This window comes from Citricoccus alkalitolerans (genome assembly GCF_039528175.1).
GTDB classification, from domain to species: Bacteria; Actinomycetota; Actinomycetes; order Actinomycetales; family Micrococcaceae; genus Citricoccus; species Citricoccus alkalitolerans.
Genome location: NZ_BAAALH010000002.1, coordinates 331741 through 356373, shown reverse-complemented (window position 1 = coordinate 356373; position 24633 = coordinate 331741). Strand labels below are relative to the sequence as shown.

Sequence of the window (24633 nt, the reverse complement as noted above, 5' to 3'; positions counted from 1 at the left end):
TGCGGACACGGCCGTCGATCACGAGCCGGGGCTAAGCTGGTGAGTCATGAACGAACCGTTGCCCATCCGGCCGCGCCCGGTCCTCAGCCAGCTCCCGGCCTATGCGGCGGGCAAGCCCGCTGCCCCGGTGGAGGGGCTCACGCCCTACAAGCTCTCCTCCAACGAGAACCCGTTCGGCCCGGTGCCCGCAGTCCGAGCGGTCCTGGAGCGGTTCACGGACATCTGCCGCTACCCGGACCCGCTGTCCACCGCCCTGCGCGAGCGCCTCGGCGAACACCTCCAGATCTCCCCGCAGGACATCGTGACCGGTGCCGGCTCCCTCGGCGCGCTGACGCAGATCATCACCACCTACGCCGGCACCCACCCGGACGGCACCCAGGACGAGGTCATCTACGCGTGGCGGTCCTTCGAGGCCTACCCGATCGTCGTCCGGGCGGCCGGGGCCAGGGACGTCCAGGTCCCGCTGACCGCCGATTTCCGCCACGACCTGGACGCCATGGCCGCTGCCATCACCGAACGCACCCGCGTGATCATCGTCTGCACCCCGAACAACCCCACGGGGCCCGCCCTCACCGGCGCCGAGGTCGAGGCGTTCCTGGCGAAGGTGCCGCCGGACGTGCTGGTGGTCCTCGACGAGGCCTACACCGAGTTCATCACCCAGCCGGACGCCGTCGACGCGCTGGAGGTCTACCGTCGGCACGCGAACGTTGCGGTGTTGCGGACCTTCTCCAAGGCGCACGGTCTGGCGAACCTGCGGGTCGGGTACTCCGTGTCCCATCCGCACGTCACCCAGTACCTCCGCGTACTGGCCACACCCTTCGCCGTTTCCTCGGTGGCCGAACAGGCCGCCATCGCCTCCCTCGACCACATCGATGAGGTCAATGAGCGCGTGGCGAAAGTCGTCTCCGAGCGTGAGCGCGTGCTGACCGGCCTGGCCGCCCTTGGCTGGGACGTCCCCGACTCCCAGGGCAACCTCGTCTGGCTGCCCCTGGGCGACCGCACGCCCGAGTTCCTCGAGGCGGCCGGACGCCAGGCGCTGGCCGTGCGCGGCTTCGGCACCGAGGGTGTCCGGGTCACCATCGGCGAGGAGGAGGCCAACACGCGCTTCCTCCAGCTCTGTGCGGACTTCCCCGAACGCCCGACGCCGGCCGCCTAGCCTCCCAGCCCCCACCGTCCGGTGCGTGCCGCGGGAGCCGATGAACAAGCGAAAGGCGCTGGCCCGGCGTCGTTCAACGCGCGAGTAGGGCCCGGCGCGACTAGGCTTGACCCCGGACCGGTGCCGGACGTGCCGGGGGAGAAGGAGTTCCACGTGAACGAACCGCAGCCGCCGACCACGGCGACCGAGTTGCCTGACGGTGCCGTCCGCCTGTTGGATGCCGACGGCACCCTGCAGGAGGACACCAGGTTCACGCCCTACCTCGCCGACCTCGATGAGGCGGCCCTGCAGAGGATGTACCGGCTCATGGCCACCGAGCGCCGGGTGGACTCCGAGGGCACCTCTCTCCAGCGGCAGGGCCAACTCGCCCTGTGGGTCCCCGCCATCGGCCAGGAGGGGGCCCAGGCTGGCGCCCTGACCGCACTGCACGACTCCGACTGGATCTTCCCGACCTACCGCGAGCACCTCTTCGCCCTGGGCCGCGGCGTCACCCCGGGCCAACTGTTCGAGCTGTTCCGGGGAGCCGCGCATGCCGGCTGGACCGCTGAGGACCACCGCCTCCAGCCCTACACACTCGTGCTCGCCGCCCAGACCCTGCACGCCACCGGCTATGCGTGGGGCATCCAGCGGGATCAGGCCGGCTGGGACGCCGACCGCCTGAGGCGCGAGGGTCAGATCGCGCTGGCGTGCTTCGGGGACGGCGCCTCCTCCGAAGGAGACGTCCACGAGTCCATGGTCTTTGCCGCCAGCTTCAACCTGCCCGTGGTGTTCTTCTGCCAGAACAACCAGTGGGCCATCTCGGTGCCGGCGTCCACCCAGACCCGCGTCCCGCTCGCACAGCGCGCCGCGGGCTACGGCTTCGAGGGTGTCACCGTGGACGGCAATGACCCGTTGGCCATGTACGCCGTCACGGCGTGGGCCGCGGACCAGGCCCGCACCGGCGCCGGTCCCGTCCTGGTGGAGGCCCATACCTTCCGGGTTGGGGCGCACACCACAGCTGATGACCCCACGAAGTACCGGACGCGGGACGAGGAGGCGGCCTGGGCCGGCGTCGACCCGATGGTCCGCCTGGAGAAGTACCTGCGCGCCACCGGCGCCGCGGGTGCCGAGCCGGACGAGTTCTTCGCCGACGTCGCCGCCGAGGGGGAGCGGTTGGCCGCCCAGAGCCGCGAGGCCGTGTTGGCGATGACCGGGGACGCCATCGCGCCGCTGGATGCCGTGTTCGACACGGTGTATGCGGAACCGCATCCGCTCGTGGCCGAGGAGAAGGCCTGGCACCGTGAATGGCAGGCCGGCTTCGCCGATGCAGCAGAGGCAACTGACGCAGCAGATGAAGGAAGTCAGGCATGAGCGCGGAGAGCACCACCCTGCCGGGCGGCCGGGCCGCAGCACGGTCAACCGAGCAGCCCAGCCAGCCCGCCGTCGGAGTGTCTGCCGTCGAGACGCTGACTGTCGCCAAGGCCATCAACCGGGCCCTGGCGGATGAACTCGCCGCCGACCCGAAGACGCTGCTCATGGGTGAGGACATCGGCTCCCTGGGCGGCGTCTACCGCGTGACCGAGGGGCTGAAGGCCACGTATGGGGCAGACCGCGTGGTCGATTCACCGCTGGCCGAATCCGGAATCATCGGCACATCCATCGGCCTGGCCCTGCGGGGTTACCGGCCGGTCGCCGAGATCCAATTCGACGGCTTCGTGTTCCCGGGCTTCAACCAGATCACCACCCAGCTGGCCAAGCTGCGTGCCCGCACCCGCGGCACCGCCACCGTGCCGGTGACCATCCGCATCCCCTACGGCGGCGGCATCGGCTCGATCGAGCACCACTCGGAATCGCCCGAGGCTCTGTTCGCCCATACTCCCGGCCTGCGGATCATCACCCCGTCCAACGCGCAGGACGCCTACTGGATGACGCGTCAGGGCATCCAGTCGCAAGACCCGGTCATCATCTTCGAGCCGAAGCGCCGCTACTGGCTCAAGGGCCAGGTCGACCTGTCCGCTGAGGGCCACGGTGGGCTCGGCGCGTTCCAGGCCCAGGTGGTCCGTACCGGCACCGATGCGACGATCGCCGCCTATGGCCCCCTGGTCCCGGTGGCATTGGCCGCCGCGAACGCCGCAGCCGAGGACGGGCGATCGATCGAGGTCGTGGACCTCCGCTCGCTGTCCCCGATCGACTTCGACACCCTGCAGGGCTCCCTTGAGAAGACCGGGCGCATGGTGATCGCCCACGAGGCGCCCACCTTCGGCGGACTCGGCGGGGAGATCGCCGCCCGCCTGTCCGAGCGATCCTTCCTGCACCTCGAGGCGCCCATCGTCCGCGTCGGCGGCTTCCACCTGCCCTACCCGCCGTCCCGCGTGGAGGAGCAGTACCTGCCGGACCTGGACCGCATCCTCGACGCCGTCGACCGCACCTTCGCGTACTGAACGCCTACTGATTGCCGGGAGGCACCCATGGAGATCTTCACCCTGCCGGACGTCGGCGAAGGCCTGACCGAAGCTGAGATCACGGAGTGGCGCGTGGCTGTGGGAGACACCGTCGCGGTCAACGACGTCCTCTGCGAGATCGAGACCGCCAAGTCCCTGGTCGAGCTGCCCAGCCCCTACGCCGGCACCGTGGCCGAGCTCATGGCCCCGGCTGGCGAGGTGATCGAGGTCGGCACCCCGATCATCGGCATCACCACGGGGGCCTCCCCGGACAGCTCCCCAGAGGGCTCGGCTCCCGTTGCCGAGGAGACCGGGTACACCATGCCTGTCGAGGCAGGGGACAGCGCTGCGGACGGAGTCGGCGAGGAGGCTCCTGTGCCGACCGACGGTGGCGATCCTGCTCGTCCGTCCACCGCTGGCGGTGCGTCCGGTGGTGGCGGGCCCCACGCCGGCGGAGCCGGTGCCGCGCTGACGGGCTCCGGTCCGAAGGCGGACGCCGCCACCCGCCGTCCGCGGAAGCCGTCCGGGCAGGCCGCAGTGGCGCCGTCTTGGAGCCCGACGCTGCGCGAGAAGCCCGTCCGACGTACCACTGACCTGACTGACGCCACCGCCCCGGACGCTCCGGACGCTCCGAACGCCGCCGAGCGGCCCCCCGCGGCTGCGCCAGCAGCCCCCAGCGCCCCGGCGACGCGCGGGCTGAGGCTGCCGGCCGCCGTCGGGAATCTGATGGCAGCCGGACGCGAACGCCAGACGGAGGTGGCAGGACTGTTCGAGCGCGTGCTGGCCAAGCCGCCGGTGCGCCGCATCGCCAAGGAATTGGGCGTGGACCTGACCCAGGTGCGGGCCACGGGTCAGTTCGGCGAGGTGACGCGGACGGACGTGGAGAACTATCTTGCCGAGCGGGATACGAACATCGACACCTCCGGCTCATTCTGGATGCCGGATACCGGGGACAACGCGCGGCGCACCGAGCGGATCCGCGTCAAGGGCGTGCGCAAGGCGACCGCCGCCGCGGTCTCCGAGTCCTACCGGGACGCCCCGCACGTCTCGATCTTCGTGGACGTGGACGCCTCGCGGACCATGGAGTTCGTCAAGCGCCTCAAGACCTCCCGTGAGTTCGAGGGCGTCAAGGTCACACCGTTGCTGATCCTCGCGAAGGCCGTGATCTGGGCTGCGGCGCGCAATCCGCACGTCAACGCCTCCTGGGCGGAGGACGAGATCCAGGTCAAGCACTACATGAACCTCGGCATCGCCGCCGCCACCCCGCGCGGACTGCTGGTGCCGAACATCAAGAACGCCAATGAGCTGTCCCTCCGCGACCTGGCCGAGGCCCTCGGAACCCTGGCCAAGCGGGCCCGGGACGGCAAGACGCAGCCGGCGGAGATGGCGGACGGGACGATCTCGATCACGAACATCGGCGCCCTGGGCATCGACACGGGCACGCCGATCATCAACCGTGGCGAGGTGGCCATCGTGGCGTTCGGAACCATCCGGCAGAAGCCCTGGGTGGTCTCCGGGGAGATCATCCCGCGGTGGATCACCACCCTGGGCGGCTCCTTCGACCACCGCGTGGTGGACGGGGATCTCTCGGCGCGCTTCATGGCGGACGTCGCCGCGATCATGGAGGAGCCGGCCCTCCTGCTGGAGTAGCCCCGGATCACCTCACCTCAGAGGGCGGCGAACATGTCCGGCACAGACAGCTCCCCGGTGACCGTCCCGTAGGTGCGCGCAGTCTCAGCCAGCTCCTCCTGGGCCTCGAGGTCGAACTCGGACCGGAACCGTGGGAGCTTCATCTTCTCCAGCACCTCCGGTGGGGTCTGGGTGTAGGTTCCGGTGATCCGGCGGACCTCGTCCGGATTCTGCTGGGCGTACTCCAGGCCACGGACCAGAGCTTCCCGGAAGGACCGTACCAGGTCCGGATCGTTCTCCAGGGTCTCCTCACTCGCGAAGTATCCGCCGGTGTCGAGCTCGGGGTTGGCCTCCGCGTACGGCCAGGAGACGGCCACCATGCCGGCTTCCAGGGCCGGGGTGACGAAGGGTTCCACCACGACCCCGGCGTCGAGCTGCCCGTTCTCCAACGCAGCCTGGACGTCCGGGAAGGCCATCTCCATGAACTCCAGGGACCCGCCGTCTCCACCGGCCTTGTCCATCACCTGACGGCACGCCGTGTCCCCGATGTTCGCCAGCTGGTTCGAGGACAGGGTCCTGCCCGCCAGATCGCGGATGCTCTCGAATCCAGAGTCCGGGGCCGCGATGAGTGCCACGTTGTCGTTGCCGGGTTCTCCCGTGGTGGTGCTGCCGGAGCAGAAGAACTTCAGGCCGATGCCCTGTGAACGCGCCACCATCATGGACACCACGTTGCCGAAGGCGAAGTCGAACTGGCCGGAGGAGACTCCCGGGAAGGAGATGGCGCCGCCGGAGGTCGACTCGATCGTGACATCCAGGCCAGCCTGCTCGAAGAAGCCCTGCTCCTTCGCCAGGTGCAGGGGTGCGACGTCGACGATCGGGATCGCCCCGACCGTCACGCCACGCAGATCGCCAGCGCCGCCGGCCGACCCGTCAGCTGACTGGGCATCCCCACCGGTGTCACCGCCGCCGGAGGGATCACCCTGCCCACAGGCGGCGGCAGTGCCGACCACCACGGCGGCGGTGCCGACGGCCAGGAGCCGTCGGCGGGTCAGGAGGGAGGACGAGGGGCTTCGGGTACTCATGGGTTCTCCTCTGGTGTCTGGAAGACCACTATGAGGGCAGAGATGAGTACTTATCTCTGCCCTCATAGTGCTGATGGGTGGGGTCTCATTTCTCGTGGCCCGCTCCCGGTGGCCCTCTACTCCCCGTCCGCGAAGCTGTGGGCCAGGACCCAGGAGGGGAAGTCGGCGATCTTCGCGTCGATGAGGATCGGGCGGTCGCGCGGACCGTCGAGCCACTCCTGCACGGCGCCTAGATCGGACTCCTGGCGCACCGTGACCGCCGCGCAGCCGAACCCGGCGGCGATGGCCGCGATGTCCGTCGGCGGGAACCGCACCGTGTCCAGGCGGTCGGTCTCATGCACGAAGTGGTGCACCTCGGCCCCGTAGGCGGCATCGTTGTAGACCACCACCATCAGCGGCATCCGCAGCCGCGACGCGGTCTCCAGCTCCACGAGGGACATCAGCAGTCCGCCGTCGCCCACCCCGGCAATGGCGATCCGGCCGGGAGAGGCCAACTGGGATCCGATGGCGCTGGACAGGGCCAGGCCGATCGACTGGAAGGCGAGTGGCACGCAGTACCCCGTGTTGTCCGGCACGCGGAAGTGCATGGCCGGATAGGCATTGAAGTTGCCGCCGTCCGGGACCACCACGCGCTCCATCGGCACCATCTCATCGAGCCGGTTTGTCAGCAGCCGCGGATCGATCCGCCCGCTGTCCGGTTCCCCCTCCACCACGGGCTCGGAGACGTCCTCGAAGGGCTGGTCCCGCCAGTGCAGCGACGCGGCCACCCGGGCACGGGTTTCCTCGGTCCGGTATCCCGTCTGCGTGCCTCCGGTGGACGCCAGGCGTTCGCCCAGCGCGACGGCGGCAGCGGCGGCCGTGAGGCCGGCGTCGCCCAGGATGGTCAGGTCCACCGGGTAGTGGAGTCCGAACGCGGCCGGGGTGTCATCGACCTGGATGACGGTCTTACCGCGCAGGTGTGTACCGTCCCGGGTGGTCCACCGGTTCAGGGCGGCACCGAACACCAGCATCACGTCGGCCTGGCGCACCAGCTCGGCGGCCCCGTCCGTGGAGAATCCGCCCATCACGTCCAGGTGCCACGGATCCTCATGGAACAGCCCGCGCCCCACCGCCGAGGTGGTCAGCAGCGCACCGGCACGCTCGGCCAGGTCCCGGATGGGCCCGACGCCGGCCGCGGCGCCCCGGCCGCCCACGATCACCGGGCGCTGGGCGCCCGCCAGCAGTTCGGCGATCCGCTCAACCGCCTCCGGCGAGGCGCAGGCCGGGGTGGGAGGCACGGGTGGTGCCACCGAGTCCACCAGGGCACGTTGAGGCTCAGGGACGGTGCCCTCCTGGACGTCCAGCGGCATGGACAGCACCACGGTGCGCCGGTCGTTGACGGCCCGGGTCACGGCGCGGATGGTGTCCGCCACGGCGGAGGCGGGGGAGTGCAGCCGCTCGGGCACCGCGCCCATGCCCTCGACCACTTTGTCCTGGTCGATGTAGAAATTCGAACCGTACTGACCGCCGGGAGTGTCTCCGGAGATGACCAGCACGGGGGTGCGGGACTTGGCGGCCTCACCGATGCCGGTGAGGGCGTTGGACAGCCCGCAGCCCTGGTGGACGGTGACCACGGAGAGCTGGCCCGTGGATCGGGAGTAGGCGTCGGCCATGCAGGCGGCGCCCATCTCATGCCGGGCCGCCGTGAACGGCACGCCGTCCGGACGCTCGTCGCTCGGGGCGAGGAGGGCGTTGGTGGCGCGGAAGTTGCCGGAGCCGACCACGCCGAAGACGTGGGCGGCGCCCATCCGGGCGATGAGGCGGCCGACGGCCTCACTGACCTTCATGGCTGGCTGGGGTCCTTTCGTCGTGGTCTCGTGCTGTGTTGCCGTGCTGGTCACGCGGTCCCCTCCGGCAGCAGGGCGTCTAGGTCCGGGGCCTCATCGATGACGCCGTACTTCACGGCGGCCTCTCCGAGGGCGGCCATGGCCTCGCGGGAGAAGTCGGCCTTGAAGCGCGGCAGGGTGATGCGCTCGAGGATCTCCGGGTCCGTCTCGGTGTACTCGCCGATCACCTCGCGGACCACGTCCGGGTTCTCCTGGCTGTACTCCATGGACTTGCGCATGGCGCGGGTGAATGCCTCGACGTCCTCCGGCCGCTGCTCGATGACCTCCTCCGTGGTGAAGTAGCCCCCGATGTCCAGGTCCGGGTGGGCCTCGGCGTAGGGCCAGGACACGGCCTTCAGTCCGGCGTCGAGAGACTGGGTCAGGTAGGGCTCCAGGACGAGGGCCGCCTCCACCTGACCGTTCTGCACGGCGGCCGCGGCATCGCCGAAGGCCAACTCGATGAAGTCCATGTCCGCGCCGTCGCCGCCCGCGTTGTCCACCGCGAGCCGGATCGAGGTGTCCCCGATGTTCATCAGGTTGTTCGAGGAGGCGGTCTGGCCCTGCAGGTCGGCGGTCGTCTCCAGCTCGGAGTCCTCCAGGGCGATCACGGCCGCGAAGTCCTTGCCCTCCTCGCCCGTGGTGGTGGTGCCGTTGGCCACGTACTGCAGCGGCAGGCCCTGGTCCCGGGCCACCATGAGGGAGACGGTGTTGCCGAAGGCGAAGTCATAGTCACCGGCCACCACACCCGGCACGGCGATCGCGCCGCCGGAGGTGTTCACCACCTCGACGTCCAGGCCCTCCTCCTCGAAGAAGCCCTCCTTCACGCCCACGTGGATCGGTGCGACGTCACCGATGGGAATGGCCCCGACGCGGATGGGGGTCAGGTCCTCCGAGCCGCCGCCGGCCTCGGTGCCGGCCGACGTCGCCTCCTCCCCGCCGGACGGGGACCCGGAGCCACAGGCGGCCAGTCCCAGGGTGAGGGTGAGGATCCCGACGCCGGCCGCGAGGGAGCGCAGGCGGCCGCGGTGCGCGAGGGGTCGGCTGCCGCGCCGGGTGAGGGACGGGTTCTGTGACGGTGTCAGTGATGGAAGGGTCATAGAGGCACCGTATGGCGTGAGTCACACGTGGTCCAATGATCGTTCTGCGTGCCGGATATAGATCTCGTCTATAGGTCCCGGGCCCCGGTGGGGCGGGAGCCGAGGTCCTGGAGCTGATTGACGGCCCACGGAACGAACCACGCCGTGGCCGAGGTCGGCGACCGGGGTGCCGCGTAGGCGTGGACGGTCACGTCGGTGTCCTCGTAGGGCAGGGGCCACTGCTCGATGTCCCAGGCGTGGAACCATTCCGCGAGGAGGATCTCCGGCACGAAGGCGAGAAGGTCCGTGCCGGCCACCAGGGCCGGGATGGCGGAAAAGCTGGAGACGGCCACGGACCCGCCGGCGGGCGGCGGCATGCGGTCCTCAATGAGCGTGTGTCCGGTAGAGCCGCGGATGACGACCCGGGCGGCGCGGGAGATGTCCTCAGCCGTCGGGCGGGTCGGTCCGAGCCGGCCGCGGCGGGCGATGCAGACGTAGCGGTCGCGGCGCAGGGGAAGGGCGTGGACCTCGCCGCGGGGGCGGGCGGAGGCGATCGCCAAGTCGAGGTCCCCGGCCGCCAGTAGATCCGCGGCGGTGGTGGTGTCCAGCTGGACCACGTCCAGGCTGCAGGCGGGTGCGGTGGCAGCGAGGGCGGGGACCAGCCGGGGCAGGAACACCAGCTGGCCGAGGTCGGTGACGGCGATCCGGAAGGTGGCGGCAGCGTGGGCGGGTTCGAAATCTGCGAGGCTGGCCACCGCCGCGTCGACCGCCGCGGGCATGGTGGCCACCTCCGCGTAGAGTTGACGGGCCGCCCGGGTCGGCATCACTCCGCGGCCGGAGCGGACGAACAGCTCATCGCCAGTGGCGCGGCGCAGGCGGTTGACGGAGTGTGTGACAGACGGCTGGGTGAGGTTCAGGCGCACCGCGGCGGCCGTCACGGTTCCCTCCTCCATGACCGCGACGAAGACCCGAATGAGGTTCAGATCGAGCATGCGTGCCTCCTGGGTGCCGCTGTCCGCGGGGGAGTCGGCTTCCCCCGGACGGAAATTCACTTGAAAGTCAATATTGTTGAAGTCTTGAACTAAGTCTCACTCCTGTCTAGTCTGGTCACAGCCTGTGGGACGGGTCACAATATTGTTGACGAAAATGTCAGCATAGCCGTCCCCAACGACCACCCCCTGTCGCGAGCGGAGCACCTCGATCGATGACTGAATCAACCCCGTCCACCGGCGCGCCGGGCCATCATGGCCCGGGCGGGTCCGGAGACACCCACCGCGAATCGGAGATCGAGCGGTTGCACCGTCTCGAGGCCTCCAGCGGTTCCGACCGCCGCCGCGGAGACCTCCGGCGGCACACCGATGCGGCCACCGTGGCCGGCCTCGACATCCCCACGCGGCCGGATCCGGCCGCGCCACGCACCTCGGTGGCGCAGTCCGGAGTGACCGGTCGGCCGACGTCGTCCGGCCCGTCCCGGGCCACGCGCAAGCCGCGCCGCAACTGGGGCACGAAGGCCCTCGGACTGGTGGGCCTGCTGGGCTTCCTGGTGATCTGGGAGGTGCTGCCGCGCACCGGGATCGTGAACCCGACGTTCCTGCCGCCGGCCTCGGAGGCCATCGCGGACCTGTTCCGGAACCTCGGTCTGACCGCGTTCTGGCAGGCCGTCGGGGACACGATGTGGCAGTGGCTGCTGGGCATGCTGATCGCGTGCATCGCCGCGACCGTGCTGGGCTTCCTGATCGGCTCGTCCACGTTCCTGCGCCGGTTCACGAACTCGACCATCGAATTCATGCGCCCGGTGCCGTCCGTGGCGTTGATCCCGCTGGCCGTGCTGCTGTTCGGCGTGGAGATCGAGTCGGCATTGCTGCTGATCGTGTACGCGTCCTTCTGGCAGGTCCTGATCCAGGTCCTGTACGGGGTCGCAGACGTGGACAACGTGGCCATGAACACGGCCCGGTCCTACGGGCTCGGTCCTCTGGCGCGGCTGCGCTACGTCATCTTCCCCACGGCGTTGCCGTACCTGATGACCGGCGTGCGCCTGGCTTCGGCCGTGGCCCTGATCCTCGCGATCACCGCGCAGCTGATCATCGGCAACCCGGGCCTGGGTGCCGAGATCGCCAAGGCCCAGTCCGGTGGCTCCTACGTGGCGATGTACGCACTCATCCTGGCGACCGGCCTGCTCGGCGTCCTCATCAACCTGGTCATGCGCATGATCGAGCGCAAGGTGCTGTCCTGGCACTCCTCGGTCCGAACGGAGGTCGCCAAATGAGCGCCGATGCCCCCCTCGCCACTCCCGTCAACCCGACCCAAGCGGCCGGCGGACCGGGCACCTCCCGGTCGGCGCCGCCGTCGTCCCCCGCGAAGAAGGCCCCGGGCGCCAAGCGTGCCTGGGGTGCGGCCAAGGGCCTGTTCTACATCGCTGCCCTGCCCGTGATCCTCGTGCTCATCTGGTACATCTCCACCGCGGTGGGGGAGAAGAACTTCTTCGTGCCCACCCCGGCACTGCTGGTCGAGACCTTCTTCGAGACCTGGACCGGGAACCGGATCACCACGGACGTGATCCCCTCGCTGACCCGACTGCTGTTCGGCATCGCCGGCTCGGTCATCATCGGCATCGTCGGCGGCCTGCTGATCGGCTCGGTCCGCTGGCTGCGCGCCCTGACCGAGCCCACCCTGGAGTTCTTCCGGGCGATCCCGCCGACCGTGTTGATCCCGGTGCTGATGCTGCTGATCGGCATCGGGGACGACATGAAGGTCGCGGTCATCATCTCCGGCGCGCTCTGGCCGATCCTGCTCAACACGATCGAGGGCGTGCGCTCGATGGACGAGGTGCTCGCGGATACCACGCACACCTACGGGATCAAGGGATTCAACCGGGTCCGCTACCTGATCCTGCCCTCGGCCATGCCGCAGATCATGGCCGGCATCCGCCAGTCCCTGTCGATCGCGCTGATCCTGATGGTCATCTCCGAGATGTTCGCCGCCTCCTCCGGGCTGGGCTTCACCATCGTGCAGTTCCAGCGGTCCTTCGCGATCCCGGAGATGTGGTCCGGCATCGTGCTGCTGGGCATCATCGGTGTGATCATGTCTTTCATCTTCCAGCTCATCGAACGCAACGTGCTGCGCTGGTACCACGGCCTGAGGGAGATCGAGAATGCAGCCTGAGCGCACCGAACCCGTCAGCCCAGACCCAGTCCACGCCGATTCATCCCCCGAGTCTCACACCGAAAAGGAAGCCACCATGACTTCTGACCAGACCTCCACCGCAGGCACCGTCATCTCTCAGGGCGGCGTGGCCGAGACCCCGGACGGACTGATCACCGTCGGCAAGACCTTGCCGGACGGCGAGGCCATGCTCTCGGTGCGGAACATGAAGAAGGTGTATCACACCGACGGCGGCGATATCGAGGCCGTCCGGAACCTCACCTTCGACCTGCCCCAGGGCCAGCTGGCCTGCCTGGTCGGGCCCTCCGGATCGGGCAAGACGACCCTGCTCAAATGCATCGCGGGACTGCTGGCCCCCAGTGCCGGGGAGGTCACCCTGCACGGCAAGAAGGTCACCGGTCCGCCGAAGTCCATGGCTGTGGTCTTCCAGGAGTACGGACGCTCCCTGTTCCCCTGGATGCGGGTGCGGGACAACGTGGAACTGCCCTTGAAGAACGCCGGGATGGACAAGGCCAAGCGGGACGAGCTCGTGGACAACGCCCTCGAGGCCGTCGGCCTGGCCCACGTGCCCAAGTCGTACCCCTGGCAGCTCTCCGGCGGCATGCAGCAGCGCGTGGCCATCGCTCGCGCCGTGGCCTACCAACCCCAGGTGCTGCTCATGGACGAGCCCTTCGCCGCCGTGGACGCCCAGACCCGCGCCGATCTGGAAGACCTCGTCCGCAGCGTCTGGAAGAAGCTCGGCGTCTCCATCTTGTTCGTCACCCATGACATCGACGAGTCCGTCTACCTCGGCGAACGCGTCATCATCCTGTCCTCCTCACCCACCGTGATCCAGGAAGACGTCTTGATCGACCTGCCGGACGAGCGCGACCAGCTCGAGACCCGCTCCTCCCAGCGCTTCTCCGAACTCCGCCACCACGTCTACGAGCAGATCCAGCTCGCCAAGAAGGGCTTCCGCCCCGAGGATGCCCTGGCCAAGTAACCCCCTCCACCCACCCCATCCGTTTTGCGGGCAGAGATTAGTACTAATCTCTGCCCGCAAAACGCGTTAAGGACGGGTGGTTTGTGGGCGGCCGGGCGTGTCGTCCACAGTTCGTTGATCGGGGTGGTTCGGCGAGTGTCCCGGCCCGCCATGCTGGCCTCATGTCTCGACGCCGGCCTCTTCCCGAGGACTTGTGCGCTGCCCCTTTTACCCATGGCGAGGCGAAGGCTCACGGGGTATCGATCGACAGGCTGTTGGCGTCCGATGTCCAGCGATTCGCCCATGGCCTGTACCGACATCGTCCTCTCGAGTTGCGGCGGTGGGCCGATCTCGGTCTCCCCGATCCCGAACATGGCCTGGACCCCCAGTCCTTGGCTGCGCTGTTGGAGGCCACGGGGGGAGCCCTCTCCCACCAGTCGGCGGCGCATCTCTACAGGATCCCGTTGCCGCCCTGGCTCGCCGACGAGCCGGACCTGCAGATCACGGGACCGGGGCCGGAGCTCCGCAGCCGCCGCCCCGGGATCTCGGGGCATCGCCGCCCGCTGGATCCGGCCGACGTCGTGGTCCGCCACGGTTTGCCGTGCACCGGTCCGGAGCGCACATGGTTGGACCTGGCGTCCCTGCTCCGGCCGGGTCAGGAGGCTCACCTGGTGGCGGCCGGCGACCACCTCGTCAAGCATCCGTGGCTCAACGGCGGACGGATGGAACCTGTCAGCACCCCATGGGACCTGGAGAGGGCCCTGATCCGCGTGGGTCGCTTCAAAGGGGTGCGCCTGGCGCGAGCCGCGCTCCCGCGGATCCGAGTGGGCGCGGATTCCCCGACGGAGACTCTCGTCCGGTTGACGCTGGTGGATGCGGGTTTGCCGGAGCCGGAGCTGCAGGTCCACGCCACGTCCTTACCCGGCGACCCCTACCCAGCAGATCTGGCTATCGCGGCATCAGGGTCGCCCTGCAGTATGACGGCGAGCACCACCGCACCCCGGAGCAGCAGTTGATCGACTCCCGCCGTGACGCCTGGTTCGAACGCCATGGGTGGATCGTCATCCGCATCACCGTGGCAGACCTGAAGGACGACCTCCGCGATGTCATCCGGCAGGTCCGTGCCCGACTGGCGCAACCTGCCGGCTGGCCCTCTTCGGCCGTCCTGTCTCGCCGTGTCAGCTGACTGCGCTTTGCGGGCACAGATCAGTACTGATTTCTGGCCGCAAAAGCCCGAGGGCCTGGCGAATCCCGAACTTGTGCCCGGAAAGTGGGATCGGGGCGCCGGGTGCGGGCCTGGGCGGTCGGTAGGCTCAGGGTATGGCGGAGGAACACCCCAAGGAGACCACCCTGGACCGGTTGATCCGGATCCTCGGTGCCTTTGACACGGACCGGCCCACCCTGTCCATCTCCGCCCTCGCCCGCCGCGCCGCCATACCCCTGCCCAGTGCCTACCGGTGGGTGGACCGGCTCACGGCGGCGGGTCTGCTCGAGCGGGCACCGGGTGGCGCCGTGGGGCCCGGGATGAAGCTTTGGGAGTTGGCCGCCCGTTCCGCGCCGGGCACCTCCCTGCGGCAGGCGGCCATGCCGTACATGGACGACGTCCAGGCGGTGCTGCGCCAGCACACCCAGATCGCGGTCCTGGACGCCAACGGCGTGCTCGTGCTCGAACGGCTCTCTGCCCGCGGGGCCGTCCCGAACCAGGCCACCATCGCCGGCCGTATGCCGACCTTCACGACCTCACTCGGCCTCGTGCTGCTCGCCTTCTCCCGGCGCCACGTCACCGAGTCCTTCCTGGCCAAGCATGCCGCTGAGCTCGGCGCCCAGCTGAAGGGCTCCTGGCACGACGCCGGCCCGGCCACCTCGGGAGTGTCCGGCACGTCGGGCGGTGCCGCCCTGCGGGGCAACGCACAGAACGTGGTCAACCCGACCGAGGCGGAACTCCGGCAGCTCCTCGCCGAGGTGCGCCAGCAGGGCTGGGCCTCGGTGGACGGTCAGATCGACTCGGAGGCGACCGGCGTCGCCGTGCCGGTCCTGTCACCGGAGGGTCATGCCGTGGCGGCCCTCGGTGTGGTGGTGCCCCGCTCCTCGGAATTCCGGCCCGGCCTGGCTCCGATGCTGCTTGCCGCGGCCCGGGGCATCAGCCGCGCGTTGGGTCCCCAGGCGGCCATGCCGGCGTCGGACACGGTGTTCCCGCAGCACCCGCCCGTGGCGCTGCCGGACACTGCGGAGTGACCTGCATCGCGGTCATCCTTCTCGCTCAGTGAGAACCGACCCGGCAAACGTCTGTACGCTCCATCACACTGGAGGCAGAAGGCCTGGCCCTGCAGCCTGCGGCCTTGTTGACATCCCCGCGCGGTATGGCCCCGCCCGCCCGCGGAGCCCCTGCACAACGAAGGAGTTGGAATGGCAGCCAGCGCAGACACGCCACTGGTCACGCGGACAAAGGTGGGCATTGTCGGAGGCGGCCCGGCCGGACTCCTGCTCTCCCACCTGCTCTCGAAGCAGGGCATCGAGAACGTGGTCGTCGAACTGCAGGACCACGAGACCATCAAGAACACCCACCGCGCCGGAATCCTGGAACAGCAGGCGGTGAAGATGCTGACGGAGTCCGGCGTGGACGGCCGAGTGCTGACCCACGGTGATGAGCATGAGGGCATCGACCTGCGCTTCAACGGCGAGTCCCACCCGCTGAACTTCCCGGACCTCGTGGACGCCACGGTCACCCTGTACGCCCAGAACGAGGTGTTCATCGACCTGGCCGCGGCCCGGAAGCGGGACGGCGGCGACATCCGCTACGAGTCCGAGGTCATCGAGGTGGCGGACCTGAAGTCGGACACCCCGAAGATCCGCTACAGGGACGTCTCCGCCGGTGCCGATCCAGACGCCGTCCACGAGGTCCACTGCGACGTCCTCGTGGGCGCCGACGGCTCCCGCTCCTTCTGCCGCCGCGCCGTCGGCCAGGAGCAGGGCCACCAGGACTTCAGGATCGAATACCCCTTCGCCTGGTTCGGCATCCTCACCGAGGCCCCGAAGTCCTCACCGGAACTGATCTACGCGAACTCCCCGCACGGCTTCGCCCTGATCTCCCAGCGTTCCGCGAACGTCCAGCGGATGTACTTCCAGTGCGATCCGGCGGAGAGGACCGAGGACTGGTCGGACGACCGGATCTGGTCCGAGCTGCAGAAGCGCGTGGACGGCCCGGACGGCTTCCAGCTCAAGACCGGCCCGATCTTCGACAAGACGGTGCTCGGCTTCCGCTCCTTCGTCCGCGAGCCCATGAGCCACGGCAACATGTTCCTGGCCGGGGATGCCGCGCATACCGTCCCACCGACCGGGGCCAAGGGCCTGAACCTGGCGTTCGCCGACATCAAGGTGCTGTTCGAGGCTCTGGACTCGTTCTACGCCACCGGCTCCCGCGAGCTCCTGGACGGCTACTCCGAGACCGCCCTGAAGCGTGTCTGGAAGGCCCAGCACTTCTCCTACTGGATGACGTCCATGCTCCACACCCGCCAGGACGCCCACCCGTTCGAGACCAAGCGCGCGCTCGGTGAGCTCGAGACCGTCACCTCCTCGCGCTACGGCCAGCAGTACCTGGCCGAGTCGTACACCGGCTGGCCGCACGCCTGACCGGTGCCCGACGCCGGCCCGTGGGCCGGCGCTGGAGGAGGCCGGCCGACGTCGGGCCCGGTCTTCTCCCTGCACCACCGCACCACCGCACCACCGCAACACCGTCAACGATCCCGCCCACTGCAGCACCAGAACCGTAGAAAGGAGCAGCCCGTGAGCAACGACATCACCGAGAACACCGGATCCGTCGTCGAGGACGACGAGACCTTTGACAACAGCCACGTGCTCGACCCCGCCGCGACGCAGGACTCCCAGGAGACCATCAGCGCCGAGATCGGCCAGATCCACGACTCGGCGTCCGGGGAGACCCAGCCGCGAGTGAACTTCCCGCCGTACCGCAGTTCCCTGCTGCGCCACCCGACCAAGGACATGCACCACACCGACCCGGAGACCATCGAGCTGTGGTCCCCGGCCTTCGGCCACCGGGACGTCCACACACTGGAGTCCGACCTGACGGTCCAGGGCAACGGTGAGCCGTTGGGCGAGCGCATGGTGGTCCGCGGCCGCGTGCTGGACGGCGACGGCCGCCCGGTGCGCAACCAGCTGGTGGAGATTTGGCAGGCCAACGCCTCCGGCCGCTACGTGCACAAGCGCGATCAGCATCCGGCGCCGCTGGACCCGAACTTCACCGGCGTGGGTCGAACGATCACCGATGACAAGGGCTTCTACGAGTTCACCACCATCAAGCCGGCCCCGTACCCGTGGAAGAACCACCACAACGCGTGGCGTCCGGCCCATATCCACTTCTCGCTGTTCGGCACGGACTTCACCCAGCGCATGATCACCCAGATGTACTTCCCGGGCGATCCGCTGTTCAGCCTGGACCCGATCTACCAGTCGATCACGGACCAGAAGGCCCGTGACCGGCTGGTCGCTACGTACGACCACAATGTCTCCACACACGAGTGGAACACCGGCTACTACTGGGACATCGTCCTGACCGGCAGCAACCGTACCTGGATGGAGGACGAGCACGATGCGCATTGATCAGAACCAATTGGCCGCGGCCCGCGATGGGAGCGAGAAGCTGGTGGCGACGCCGGGCCAAACCATCGGTCCGTTCTTCGGCTACGCCTCCGGGTACGAGAACGTGCACATCCCCTTCCGGGACGGCCAGCACCTGGTAAACCCGGCCAGCCCGAAGGCCGTGCGCCTGACCGGGACCATCTACGACGGCTCCGGGGCGCCGATCCCGGACGCCATGATCGAGATCTGGCAGGCCGATGAGAACGGTCAGATCCCGCAGGAGACCGGCTCCCTCGTCCGTGACGGCTGGACCTTCACCGGTTGGGGCCGGGCCACCGCGGACAACGTGGGCACCTACACCTTCTCCACCGTGAACCCCGGTGCCACGGAGGAGGGCAAGGCGCCGTTCATTCACGTGGTGGTCTTCGCCCGCGGCCTGATGAACAAGCTGCACACCCGGATCTACCTGCCGGAGGACGCCGCCGCCCTCGACAAGGACGCGCTGCTGTCCTCCGTGGAGGCGGACCGCCGCCAGACACTGATCGCCGAGCGCGAGGCCGATGGCACCCTGCGGTTCGACATCCACCTGCAGGGCGAGAAGGAGACGGTCTTCCTGCAGTTCCCCGGCATCGAGTACCCGGTGCACGACTGATCCGGTCCCGAAGGATACGTGCCGGCACCTCCCGGCACACTGCCGCCTGATGGCCCGGCGGGACCTGAGCCTCCGTGACGAGAACGGACGCAAAGGCCCTCCGGGCCATCGGTGCGGATAGCCTAGAAACAACCACCACCCCCTAGGAGAGCGCCCACCGATGTCCACGCCCGCGTCGCCGTCAGAACACCCGGCCACCGCGTCCGGTTCAACCGGATCTGACGGATCGGCTGGGTTGTCCGGAGTGCCGGGACTGACTGCGCTGGCCATGGAGGCCGACGCCGGCCTGCTGGACCCGCTGTCCTCCGGCACCACCGCGGTGGTCCAGTCCTCGGACGCGAACTACCTGCTCCACCTGCTGCAAGTCGAGGCCGCGTGGACCGCGGTCCTCGCCGAGCACGGGATGGTCACCGCTGCCCAGGCCGAGGCCGCCGCCGAGGCCGCCGACCCGCGCCACCTCGCCGACTACGACCTGATCGGGCTCGCCCGCGCCGGCCAGAGCGGCGGAAACGTCCTCATCCCGGCACTCAAGGCCATGCGGGCCCGGGCCGGTCAGGCCGCCCCCACCGAGCCAGGAGTCTCCTCCGCCATCCACGTGGGTGCAACCAGCCAGGACATCATGGACACCGCCATGATGCGGATGGCCGCCCAGGTCGCCGCGACGATCCTGGCGGACCTGCGCGCCGCCGTCGGATCCCTGGCCGCGATGGCCACCGAACACCGGGCCACCCCCATGGTGGCCCGTTCCCTCGCGCAGCACTCCCTGCCGTCCACCTTCGGCCTGCGGGCCGCCGGCTGGATGTCCGGTCTGGCTCAGGCCGGCCGCCGGCTCGAGGATGCCACCGCGGAACTGCCGATCCAGTGGGGCGGTGCCGCGGGCACCATGGCCGCCCTGGCCGGCCGCGTGACCAAGGCGCGGGCTGATGGAACGCTAGACGCCGGGACGTTGGACGCCGTCACCGATGCCTTCACCCTCGTCGAGGACCTGGCGCAACGACTGGGACTGCAGGCTCCCGCCGGGCCGTGGCAGACCAACCGCATGCCCATCACCGGGCTGGCCGCCGCCCTGGCCGATGTGGTGGCGGCCTGCGGGAAGATCGCCAATGACGTGCTGATCTCCGCCCGGATCGAGAATGGCGAACTCGGTGAGCCGCTGGTCGCCGGCCGCGGCGGGTCCTCCGCGATGCCGCACAAGCAGAATCCCGTGCTGTCCGTGATGATCCACGCCGGCGCACTCGGCGCGCCCGGTACGCTCGCGCAGGTGCTCACCGCCGCCGGCGCCGCCAATGAGGAACGCCCGGACGGAGCCTGGCACGCCGAGTGGCCCGCCCTGCGGCAGCTGATGCGCACCGCCGGGGGAGCCGCCGCCCGGACGGCGGAACTCGTCTCCGGACTGCGCGTGAACACGGACCGCATGGCCGAGAACCTGAACCGAGTGGGCCCATTGCTGGTCTCCGAACGGCTCATGGCCGAACTCGCCCCGCTTCTCGACGAAGTGGGTTCGGGCCGGGCCCGCTCCGGCAAGGAACGGCTACAGGAGATCGTGGACCGCAGCCTGGACTCGCAACACGGCCAGCAACAGGGGAACGACTTCCGGAGCCTGCTGCGCACGGCCCTGCCGGACACCGTCTCGGACGCCGAGCTGGACGGCCTGCTTGACCCCGCCAACTACACCGGCGAGGCCACCACCCTGGTGGACCGCCTGGTGGCCGAGTACCGCAATTTCGCAGAATGGAGCACCACGTGAGCACACCAGAGATCACCGCCATCCGCCTCTCCGGCGAGGGCGAGGCCGCCCCGGGCAAGGACGTCCTGTTCGTGGGTGCCGGCCTCGGTACCGGCGTCCAGGCGCTCTGGGCGGAGGCCGCCAACGAGCTGGCGGACCGCTTCCAGGTCATCGGATGGGACCTGCCCGGCCACGGCCAGTCCCCGGCCCACAATGAGCCGCTCGCCATGGCTGACCTGGCCAACGCCGTGGCCGACCTGGTGAAGGCCCAGCATGCGGCCGGGACCATCCCGGCCGGGGCCAAGGTCTACTACGCCGGAGTCTCCATCAACGGGGCGGTCGCCCTGCAACTTGGCCTGGACCACGGTGACCTGTTCGACGGGATCGCCGTGGTCTGCTCCGCCGCGAAGATCGGCCAGACCGAGGCCTGGCAGGAGCGAGCCACGTTTGTGGAGGCCGCCGGCACCCCGTCCATGGTGGCCGGCTCCGCCGAGAAGTGGTTCGCCCCGGGGTTCATCGAGCAGCATGCCGAGCGCACCACCCGCCTGCTGCACACCCTGCAGGAGGCCGACCGCTTCTCCTACGCCCGGCTCTGCGAGGCCCTCGGCGGCTTCGACGTGCGCGAACGCCTGGGTGAGATCACCGTTCCGATCGTGGCCGTCCACGGCGCGGAGGACGGGGTCTGCCCGCCGTCCGACGGCGAGGCGATCGCGGCCGGCGTCGCCTCCGGTCAGGCCCATGTGCTGGAGAACGTGGCGCACCAGGCGCCGATCGAGAAGCCCGCCGAGACCGCAACCATCCTGAAGGAGGCCTTCACCGCATGAGCGAGAACCAGACCGGCCAGCCGGTGGGACACCAGATGGACCGCACCTCCCAGGAGGTCTACGATGCCGGCATGGCCGTGCGCCGCGAGGTCCTCGGCACCGCCCACGTGGACCGGGCCGAGGCCAACAAGGACGAGACCACCGAGGACTTCCAGAACCTCATCACACGCTACGCCTGGGGGACCATCTGGACCCGCCCGGGCCTGGACCGCAAGATGCGTTCGGCCGTCACCATCTCCGCGATGGTCACGGGCGGATACTGGGAGGAGGCCGCCATGCACCTCCGCGCGGCCCTGCGCAACGGCCTGACGCGGGAGGAGATCAAGGAGATCCTGCTGCAGACCGCCATCTACTCCTCCGTCCCGGCCGCCAACATCGCCTTCAAGCTGGCCCAGGAGGTCTTCGCCCAGGTTGACGAGGACCTGGCGGCCGGCAAGGAGCTCTGAGGGCCCCTCCGGCCCACCAGACCGCCGCGAGCCACGGATCGATCCTGGCTCACCCCAGCCACTGACTCACCCAAGCCCCCAAGGAGACCGGCCATGACCGCCCAGAACGCCATCCAGGATGCCTACCTCTACGACGCCGTCCGCACGCCCTTCGGCAAGGTCGGCGGCGCCCTCGCCAAGACCCGTCCGGACGACCTCGCCGCCCTCGTGGTGACGGAGTCCGTCAAGCGCGCCCCGAAGCTGGCCGCCGCGGGAGCGTCCGGCGCCGAGAAGATCGACGAGGTCGTCTTCGGCAACGCCAACGGTGCCGGCGAGGAGAACCGCAACGTCGCCCGCATGGCCACCCTGCTGGCCGGCCTGCCTACCTCGATTCCCGGCACCACCGTGAACCGCCTGTGCGGCTCCTCGCTGGACGCTGCCATCATCGCCTCCCGCCAGATCAACGTGGGCGAGGCCGACGTCATGCTCATCGGCGGCGTCGAGTCCATGTCCCGCGCTCCCTGGGTGCTGCCCAAGACCGAGCGCCCGTTCCCCATGCACAACCTCGAGCTGGCCAACACCACCCTCGGCTGGCGCCTGATCAACAAGAACATGCCGAAGGAATGGACCGTCTCCTTGGGCGAGGCCACCGAGCAGCTGCGGGAGAAGTACGGCATCACCCGTGAGCGGATGGACGAGTTCGCCGCCAACTCCCACCAGCTGGCCGCGAAGGCCTGGGACGAGGGCAAGTATGACAACCTGACCGTGCAGGTCCCGGACGTGGACCTGACCCGGGACGAGACCATCCGACCCGACTCCACCGCCGAGTCACTGTCCGGTCTGCGCACCGTGTTCCGCAAGGAGAACGGCATGGTCACCGCCGGCAACTCCTCCCCGATGAACGACGGCGCCTCCGCGGCCTGGCTCGGTTCGGAGAAGGCCTCGGACATCCTCGGCCTGCAGCCGCTGGCCCGCATCGCCGGCCGTGCCGCCGCCGCCAACGAGCCCCAGTACTTCGGCTACGCGCCGGTGGACGCGGTCAACCAGGCGATCCAGCGCGCCGGCATCACCTGGGATGACGTCGCCGCCGTGGAGCTCAACGAGGCCTTCGCCGCCCAGTCCCTGGCCTGCACCGACGCCTGGGGCGTGGACACCTCCATCGTGAACACGTGGGGCGGGGCCATCGCCATCGGCCACCCGCTCGGAGCCTCCGGTGCCCGCGTGCTCGGCACTCTGGCCCGCCGCCTCGAGGCCTCCGGTGACCGCTGGGGCGTCGCCGCCCTGTGCATCGGCGTCGGCCAGGGCATCGCCGTCGTCCTCGAGAACGTCAACGCCCGCTGACCCACCACCAACCCCTACGTCCTCAGTCGACTTGGGGTGGTCTGGGATCCCAGCACCCACTCCAAGCCGACTGAGGACAACACCCCCCCGGCACGACGCCGGATCGACACCTTCCGCAGGGAGGGCAACGGCCGGCGTCGTCGTCCCGGCCCGGACCGGTCCACACAGGCCCGACCGGACAGAACCCCTCACATCCCCGCTACAAGGAGGAACGATGCTTGAGTTCGTGGACTCGGCCGCCCAGGCAGTCTCCCGGATCACCGACGGCGCCACGGTGCTGATCGGTGGATTCGGCAATGCCGGCCAGCCGATGGAGCTGATCGACGCCCTGATGGATTCCGGCGCCACCGGACTGACCGTGGTGAACAACAACGCCGGCCAGGCTGACGCCGGCCTGGCGCTGCTGATCAAGGAACGTCGGGTCGCCAAGATCATCTGCTCCTTCCCGCGCCAGTCCGACTCCTGGCACTTCGACGAGGCCTACCGGGCCGGCGAGATCGAGCTGGAGCTCGTCCCGCAGGGCAACCTGGCCGAGCGGATGCGCGCCGCCGGCGCCGGCATCGGTGGCTTCTTCAGCCCCACCGGCTACGGCACCCAGCTGGCCGAGGGCAAGGAGGTCCGCGAGATCGACGGCAAGCATTACGTGCTGGAGTCCCCGATCCGGGGCGACTTCGCCCTCATCAAGGCCTACGCTGCGGACCCGGCCGGCAACCTCGTGTACCGCAAGACCGCCCGCAACTTCGGTCCGGTGATGGCCACGGCCGCCGCCCACACGATCGTGCAGGTGGACGAGGTCCTCGAGGAGTCGCTGAACCCGGAGCACGTGGTGACCCCGGGCATCTACGTGGACACCGTCGTGGGGATCCCGACCGAGTCCGGGGTGAAGGAGCGCGAGGAGCGCGCAGCCCTCGCCGCCGGCCAGCCCAAGCCATGCCTGGCCACCAAGACTGCGGCCGAGCTGGCCGCCGAGAAGTGAGGATGAGCGAGATGAGCGAGTTCCGCAGCACCGAGACCCCGTTGACCCAGGACGAACTGGCCCAGGTCATCGCCGAGGACATCCAGCCGGGGGCCTTCGTGAACCTCGGGATCGGCCAGCCGACCACCGTGTCCAACTACCTCTCCCCGGAGAAGAAGGTCACGCTGCACACCGAGAACGGCATGCTCGGCTTCGGCCCGCAGGCCACCGGGGAGCAGATCGACGGTGACCTGATCAACGCCGGCAAGATCCCCGTGACTGAGCTGCCGGGGGCTTCCTATTTCCATCACGCCGACTCCTTCGCCATGATGCGCGGCGGCCACCTGGACGTCTGCGTGCTGGGCGCCTACCAGGTCTCCGCCCGGGGCGACCTGGCCAACTGGTCCACCGGCAAGCCCGGCGCCATCCCGGCCGTGGGTGGGGCCATGGACCTGGCGATCGGCGCCAAGGACACCTACGTGATGATGGACCTCTTCACCAAGAAGGGCGACGTCAAGCTGCTGCCGGAGTGCACCTTCCCCCTGACGGGCGTGGGCTGCGTGTCCCGCATCTACTCGGACAAGGCCGTGCTGCTGCTGGACACCTCCGGCATCGTCAAGGTCCGTGAGCTCCACGGCATCACCCTCGAGGAGCTGCGGGAGGCCCACCCGGAGGTCACCTTCGAGGCGGTCGGGGCCTGATCCACTGCCCCTGACGCCCTCGTCCTGACCCCACCGGGGTCATCCCGGCCCCCCGCACGACG

23 protein-coding genes are annotated in these 24633 nt (G+C 69.4%); 19 read left to right on the top strand and 4 right to left on the bottom strand.

Annotated features, from left to right (window positions below; translation table 11 throughout):
* The first annotated feature begins 46 nt into the window (after positions 1–46).
* From ABD134_RS07500 to ABD134_RS07485, 4 genes are all read left to right on the top strand, one after another.
* On the top strand, positions 47–1156 hold the full coding sequence (locus ABD134_RS07500) for a histidinol-phosphate transaminase (RefSeq protein ID WP_344228270.1): 1110 nt from the start codon (positions 47–49) through the stop codon (positions 1154–1156).
* A 153-nt stretch (positions 1157–1309) separates the two neighbouring features.
* Entirely contained in the window at positions 1310–2506 is a 1197-nt protein-coding gene (locus ABD134_RS07495) for a thiamine pyrophosphate-dependent enzyme (RefSeq protein WP_344228268.1), read from the top strand.
* A complete protein-coding gene (locus ABD134_RS07490) occupies positions 2503–3576 on the top strand; it encodes an alpha-ketoacid dehydrogenase subunit beta (RefSeq protein WP_344228266.1) in 1074 nt (357 codons plus the stop codon). The genes ABD134_RS07495 and ABD134_RS07490 overlap by 4 nt, the downstream gene beginning before the upstream one ends.
* A 27-nt stretch (positions 3577–3603) precedes the next feature.
* The gene (locus ABD134_RS07485; RefSeq protein ID WP_344228264.1) at positions 3604–5226 is read left to right on the top strand and encodes a dihydrolipoamide acetyltransferase family protein; all 1623 of its coding nucleotides are present in this window, start codon (positions 3604–3606) and stop codon (positions 5224–5226) included.
* A gap of 17 nt (positions 5227–5243) precedes the next feature.
* Here the strand turns inward: ABD134_RS07485 and ABD134_RS07480 are convergent, their stop codons facing one another.
* From ABD134_RS07480 to ABD134_RS07465, 4 genes are all read right to left on the bottom strand, one after another.
* The gene (locus ABD134_RS07480; RefSeq protein WP_344228262.1) at positions 5244–6287 is read right to left on the bottom strand and encodes an ABC transporter substrate-binding protein; all 1044 of its coding nucleotides are present in this window, start codon (positions 6285–6287) and stop codon (positions 5244–5246) included.
* Between the two features lie 116 nt (positions 6288–6403).
* On the bottom strand, positions 6404–8113 hold the full coding sequence (locus tag ABD134_RS07475; protein ID WP_344228260.1) for a thiamine pyrophosphate-binding protein: 1710 nt from the start codon (positions 8111–8113) through the stop codon (positions 6404–6406).
* Between the two features lie 50 nt (positions 8114–8163).
* Entirely contained in the window at positions 8164–9249 is a 1086-nt protein-coding gene (locus tag ABD134_RS07470) for an ABC transporter substrate-binding protein (protein ID WP_344228258.1), read from the bottom strand.
* A gap of 68 nt (positions 9250–9317) precedes the next feature.
* Complete coding sequence (locus tag ABD134_RS07465) at positions 9318–10220, bottom strand: LysR family transcriptional regulator (RefSeq protein ID WP_344228256.1); 903 nt, start codon at positions 10218–10220, stop codon at positions 9318–9320.
* Between the two features lie 527 nt (positions 10221–10747).
* On the opposite strand from ABD134_RS07465, the gene ABD134_RS07460 reads away from it, so the two are divergent.
* From ABD134_RS07460 to ABD134_RS07390, 15 genes are all read left to right on the top strand, one after another.
* Positions 10748–11494 carry an ABC transporter permease gene (locus ABD134_RS07460; protein WP_378108318.1) on the top strand — a complete coding sequence of 249 codons (747 nt, stop codon included), beginning with the start codon at positions 10748–10750 and terminating at the stop codon, positions 11492–11494.
* Positions 11491–12390 (top strand): ABC transporter permease, encoded by a 900-nt coding sequence (locus tag ABD134_RS07455; RefSeq protein WP_344228252.1) that lies wholly within the window; start codon positions 11491–11493, stop codon positions 12388–12390. The genes ABD134_RS07460 and ABD134_RS07455 overlap by 4 nt, the downstream gene beginning before the upstream one ends.
* Before the next feature lie 187 nt (positions 12391–12577).
* Positions 12578–13372: an ABC transporter ATP-binding protein gene (locus ABD134_RS07450; RefSeq protein ID WP_313816775.1), complete on the top strand. Its 795-nt coding sequence runs from the start codon at positions 12578–12580 to the stop codon at positions 13370–13372.
* Positions 13373–13626: 254 nt separating this feature from the next.
* Entirely contained in the window at positions 13627–14367 is a 741-nt protein-coding gene (locus ABD134_RS07445) for a hypothetical protein (RefSeq protein WP_344228250.1), read from the top strand.
* Positions 14364–14537, top strand: coding sequence for a hypothetical protein (locus tag ABD134_RS07440; protein ID WP_344228248.1), 174 nt, complete (start codon positions 14364–14366; stop codon positions 14535–14537). Before ABD134_RS07445 ends, ABD134_RS07440 begins: the two co-directional genes overlap by 4 nt.
* A 134-nt stretch (positions 14538–14671) precedes the next feature.
* Positions 14672–15586 (top strand): IclR family transcriptional regulator, encoded by a 915-nt coding sequence (locus tag ABD134_RS07435; protein ID WP_344228246.1) that lies wholly within the window; start codon positions 14672–14674, stop codon positions 15584–15586.
* Positions 15587–15757: 171 nt separating this feature from the next.
* Positions 15758–16981, top strand: coding sequence for a 4-hydroxybenzoate 3-monooxygenase (locus tag ABD134_RS07430; protein WP_344228244.1), 1224 nt, complete (start codon positions 15758–15760; stop codon positions 16979–16981).
* A 222-nt stretch (positions 16982–17203) separates the two neighbouring features.
* On the top strand, positions 17204–17968 hold the full coding sequence (gene pcaH / locus ABD134_RS07425; protein WP_378108320.1) for a protocatechuate 3,4-dioxygenase subunit beta: 765 nt from the start codon (positions 17204–17206) through the stop codon (positions 17966–17968).
* Entirely contained in the window at positions 17958–18599 is a 642-nt protein-coding gene (gene pcaG, locus ABD134_RS07420) for a protocatechuate 3,4-dioxygenase subunit alpha (protein ID WP_344228242.1), read from the top strand. Before pcaH ends, pcaG begins: the two co-directional genes overlap by 11 nt.
* Positions 18600–18759: 160 nt before the next feature.
* Positions 18760–20346: a lyase family protein gene (locus ABD134_RS07415; protein ID WP_344228240.1), complete on the top strand. Its 1587-nt coding sequence runs from the start codon at positions 18760–18762 to the stop codon at positions 20344–20346.
* Entirely contained in the window at positions 20343–21149 is an 807-nt protein-coding gene (locus tag ABD134_RS07410) for an alpha/beta fold hydrolase (RefSeq protein WP_344228238.1), read from the top strand. Before ABD134_RS07415 ends, ABD134_RS07410 begins: the two co-directional genes overlap by 4 nt.
* Complete coding sequence (gene pcaC / locus ABD134_RS07405) at positions 21146–21595, top strand: 4-carboxymuconolactone decarboxylase (protein ID WP_344228236.1); 450 nt, start codon at positions 21146–21148, stop codon at positions 21593–21595. The genes ABD134_RS07410 and pcaC overlap by 4 nt, the downstream gene beginning before the upstream one ends.
* A gap of 93 nt (positions 21596–21688) precedes the next feature.
* Positions 21689–22915, top strand: coding sequence for a thiolase family protein (locus tag ABD134_RS07400; RefSeq protein ID WP_378108266.1), 1227 nt, complete (start codon positions 21689–21691; stop codon positions 22913–22915).
* Positions 22916–23129: 214 nt separating this feature from the next.
* Entirely contained in the window at positions 23130–23891 is a 762-nt protein-coding gene (locus ABD134_RS07395) for a 3-oxoacid CoA-transferase subunit A (RefSeq protein ID WP_313816764.1), read from the top strand.
* Positions 23892–23893: 2 nt separating this feature from the next.
* Complete coding sequence (locus tag ABD134_RS07390; protein ID WP_344228230.1) at positions 23894–24571, top strand: 3-oxoacid CoA-transferase subunit B; 678 nt, start codon at positions 23894–23896, stop codon at positions 24569–24571.
* The last annotated feature ends 62 nt before the right edge of the window (positions 24572–24633 follow it).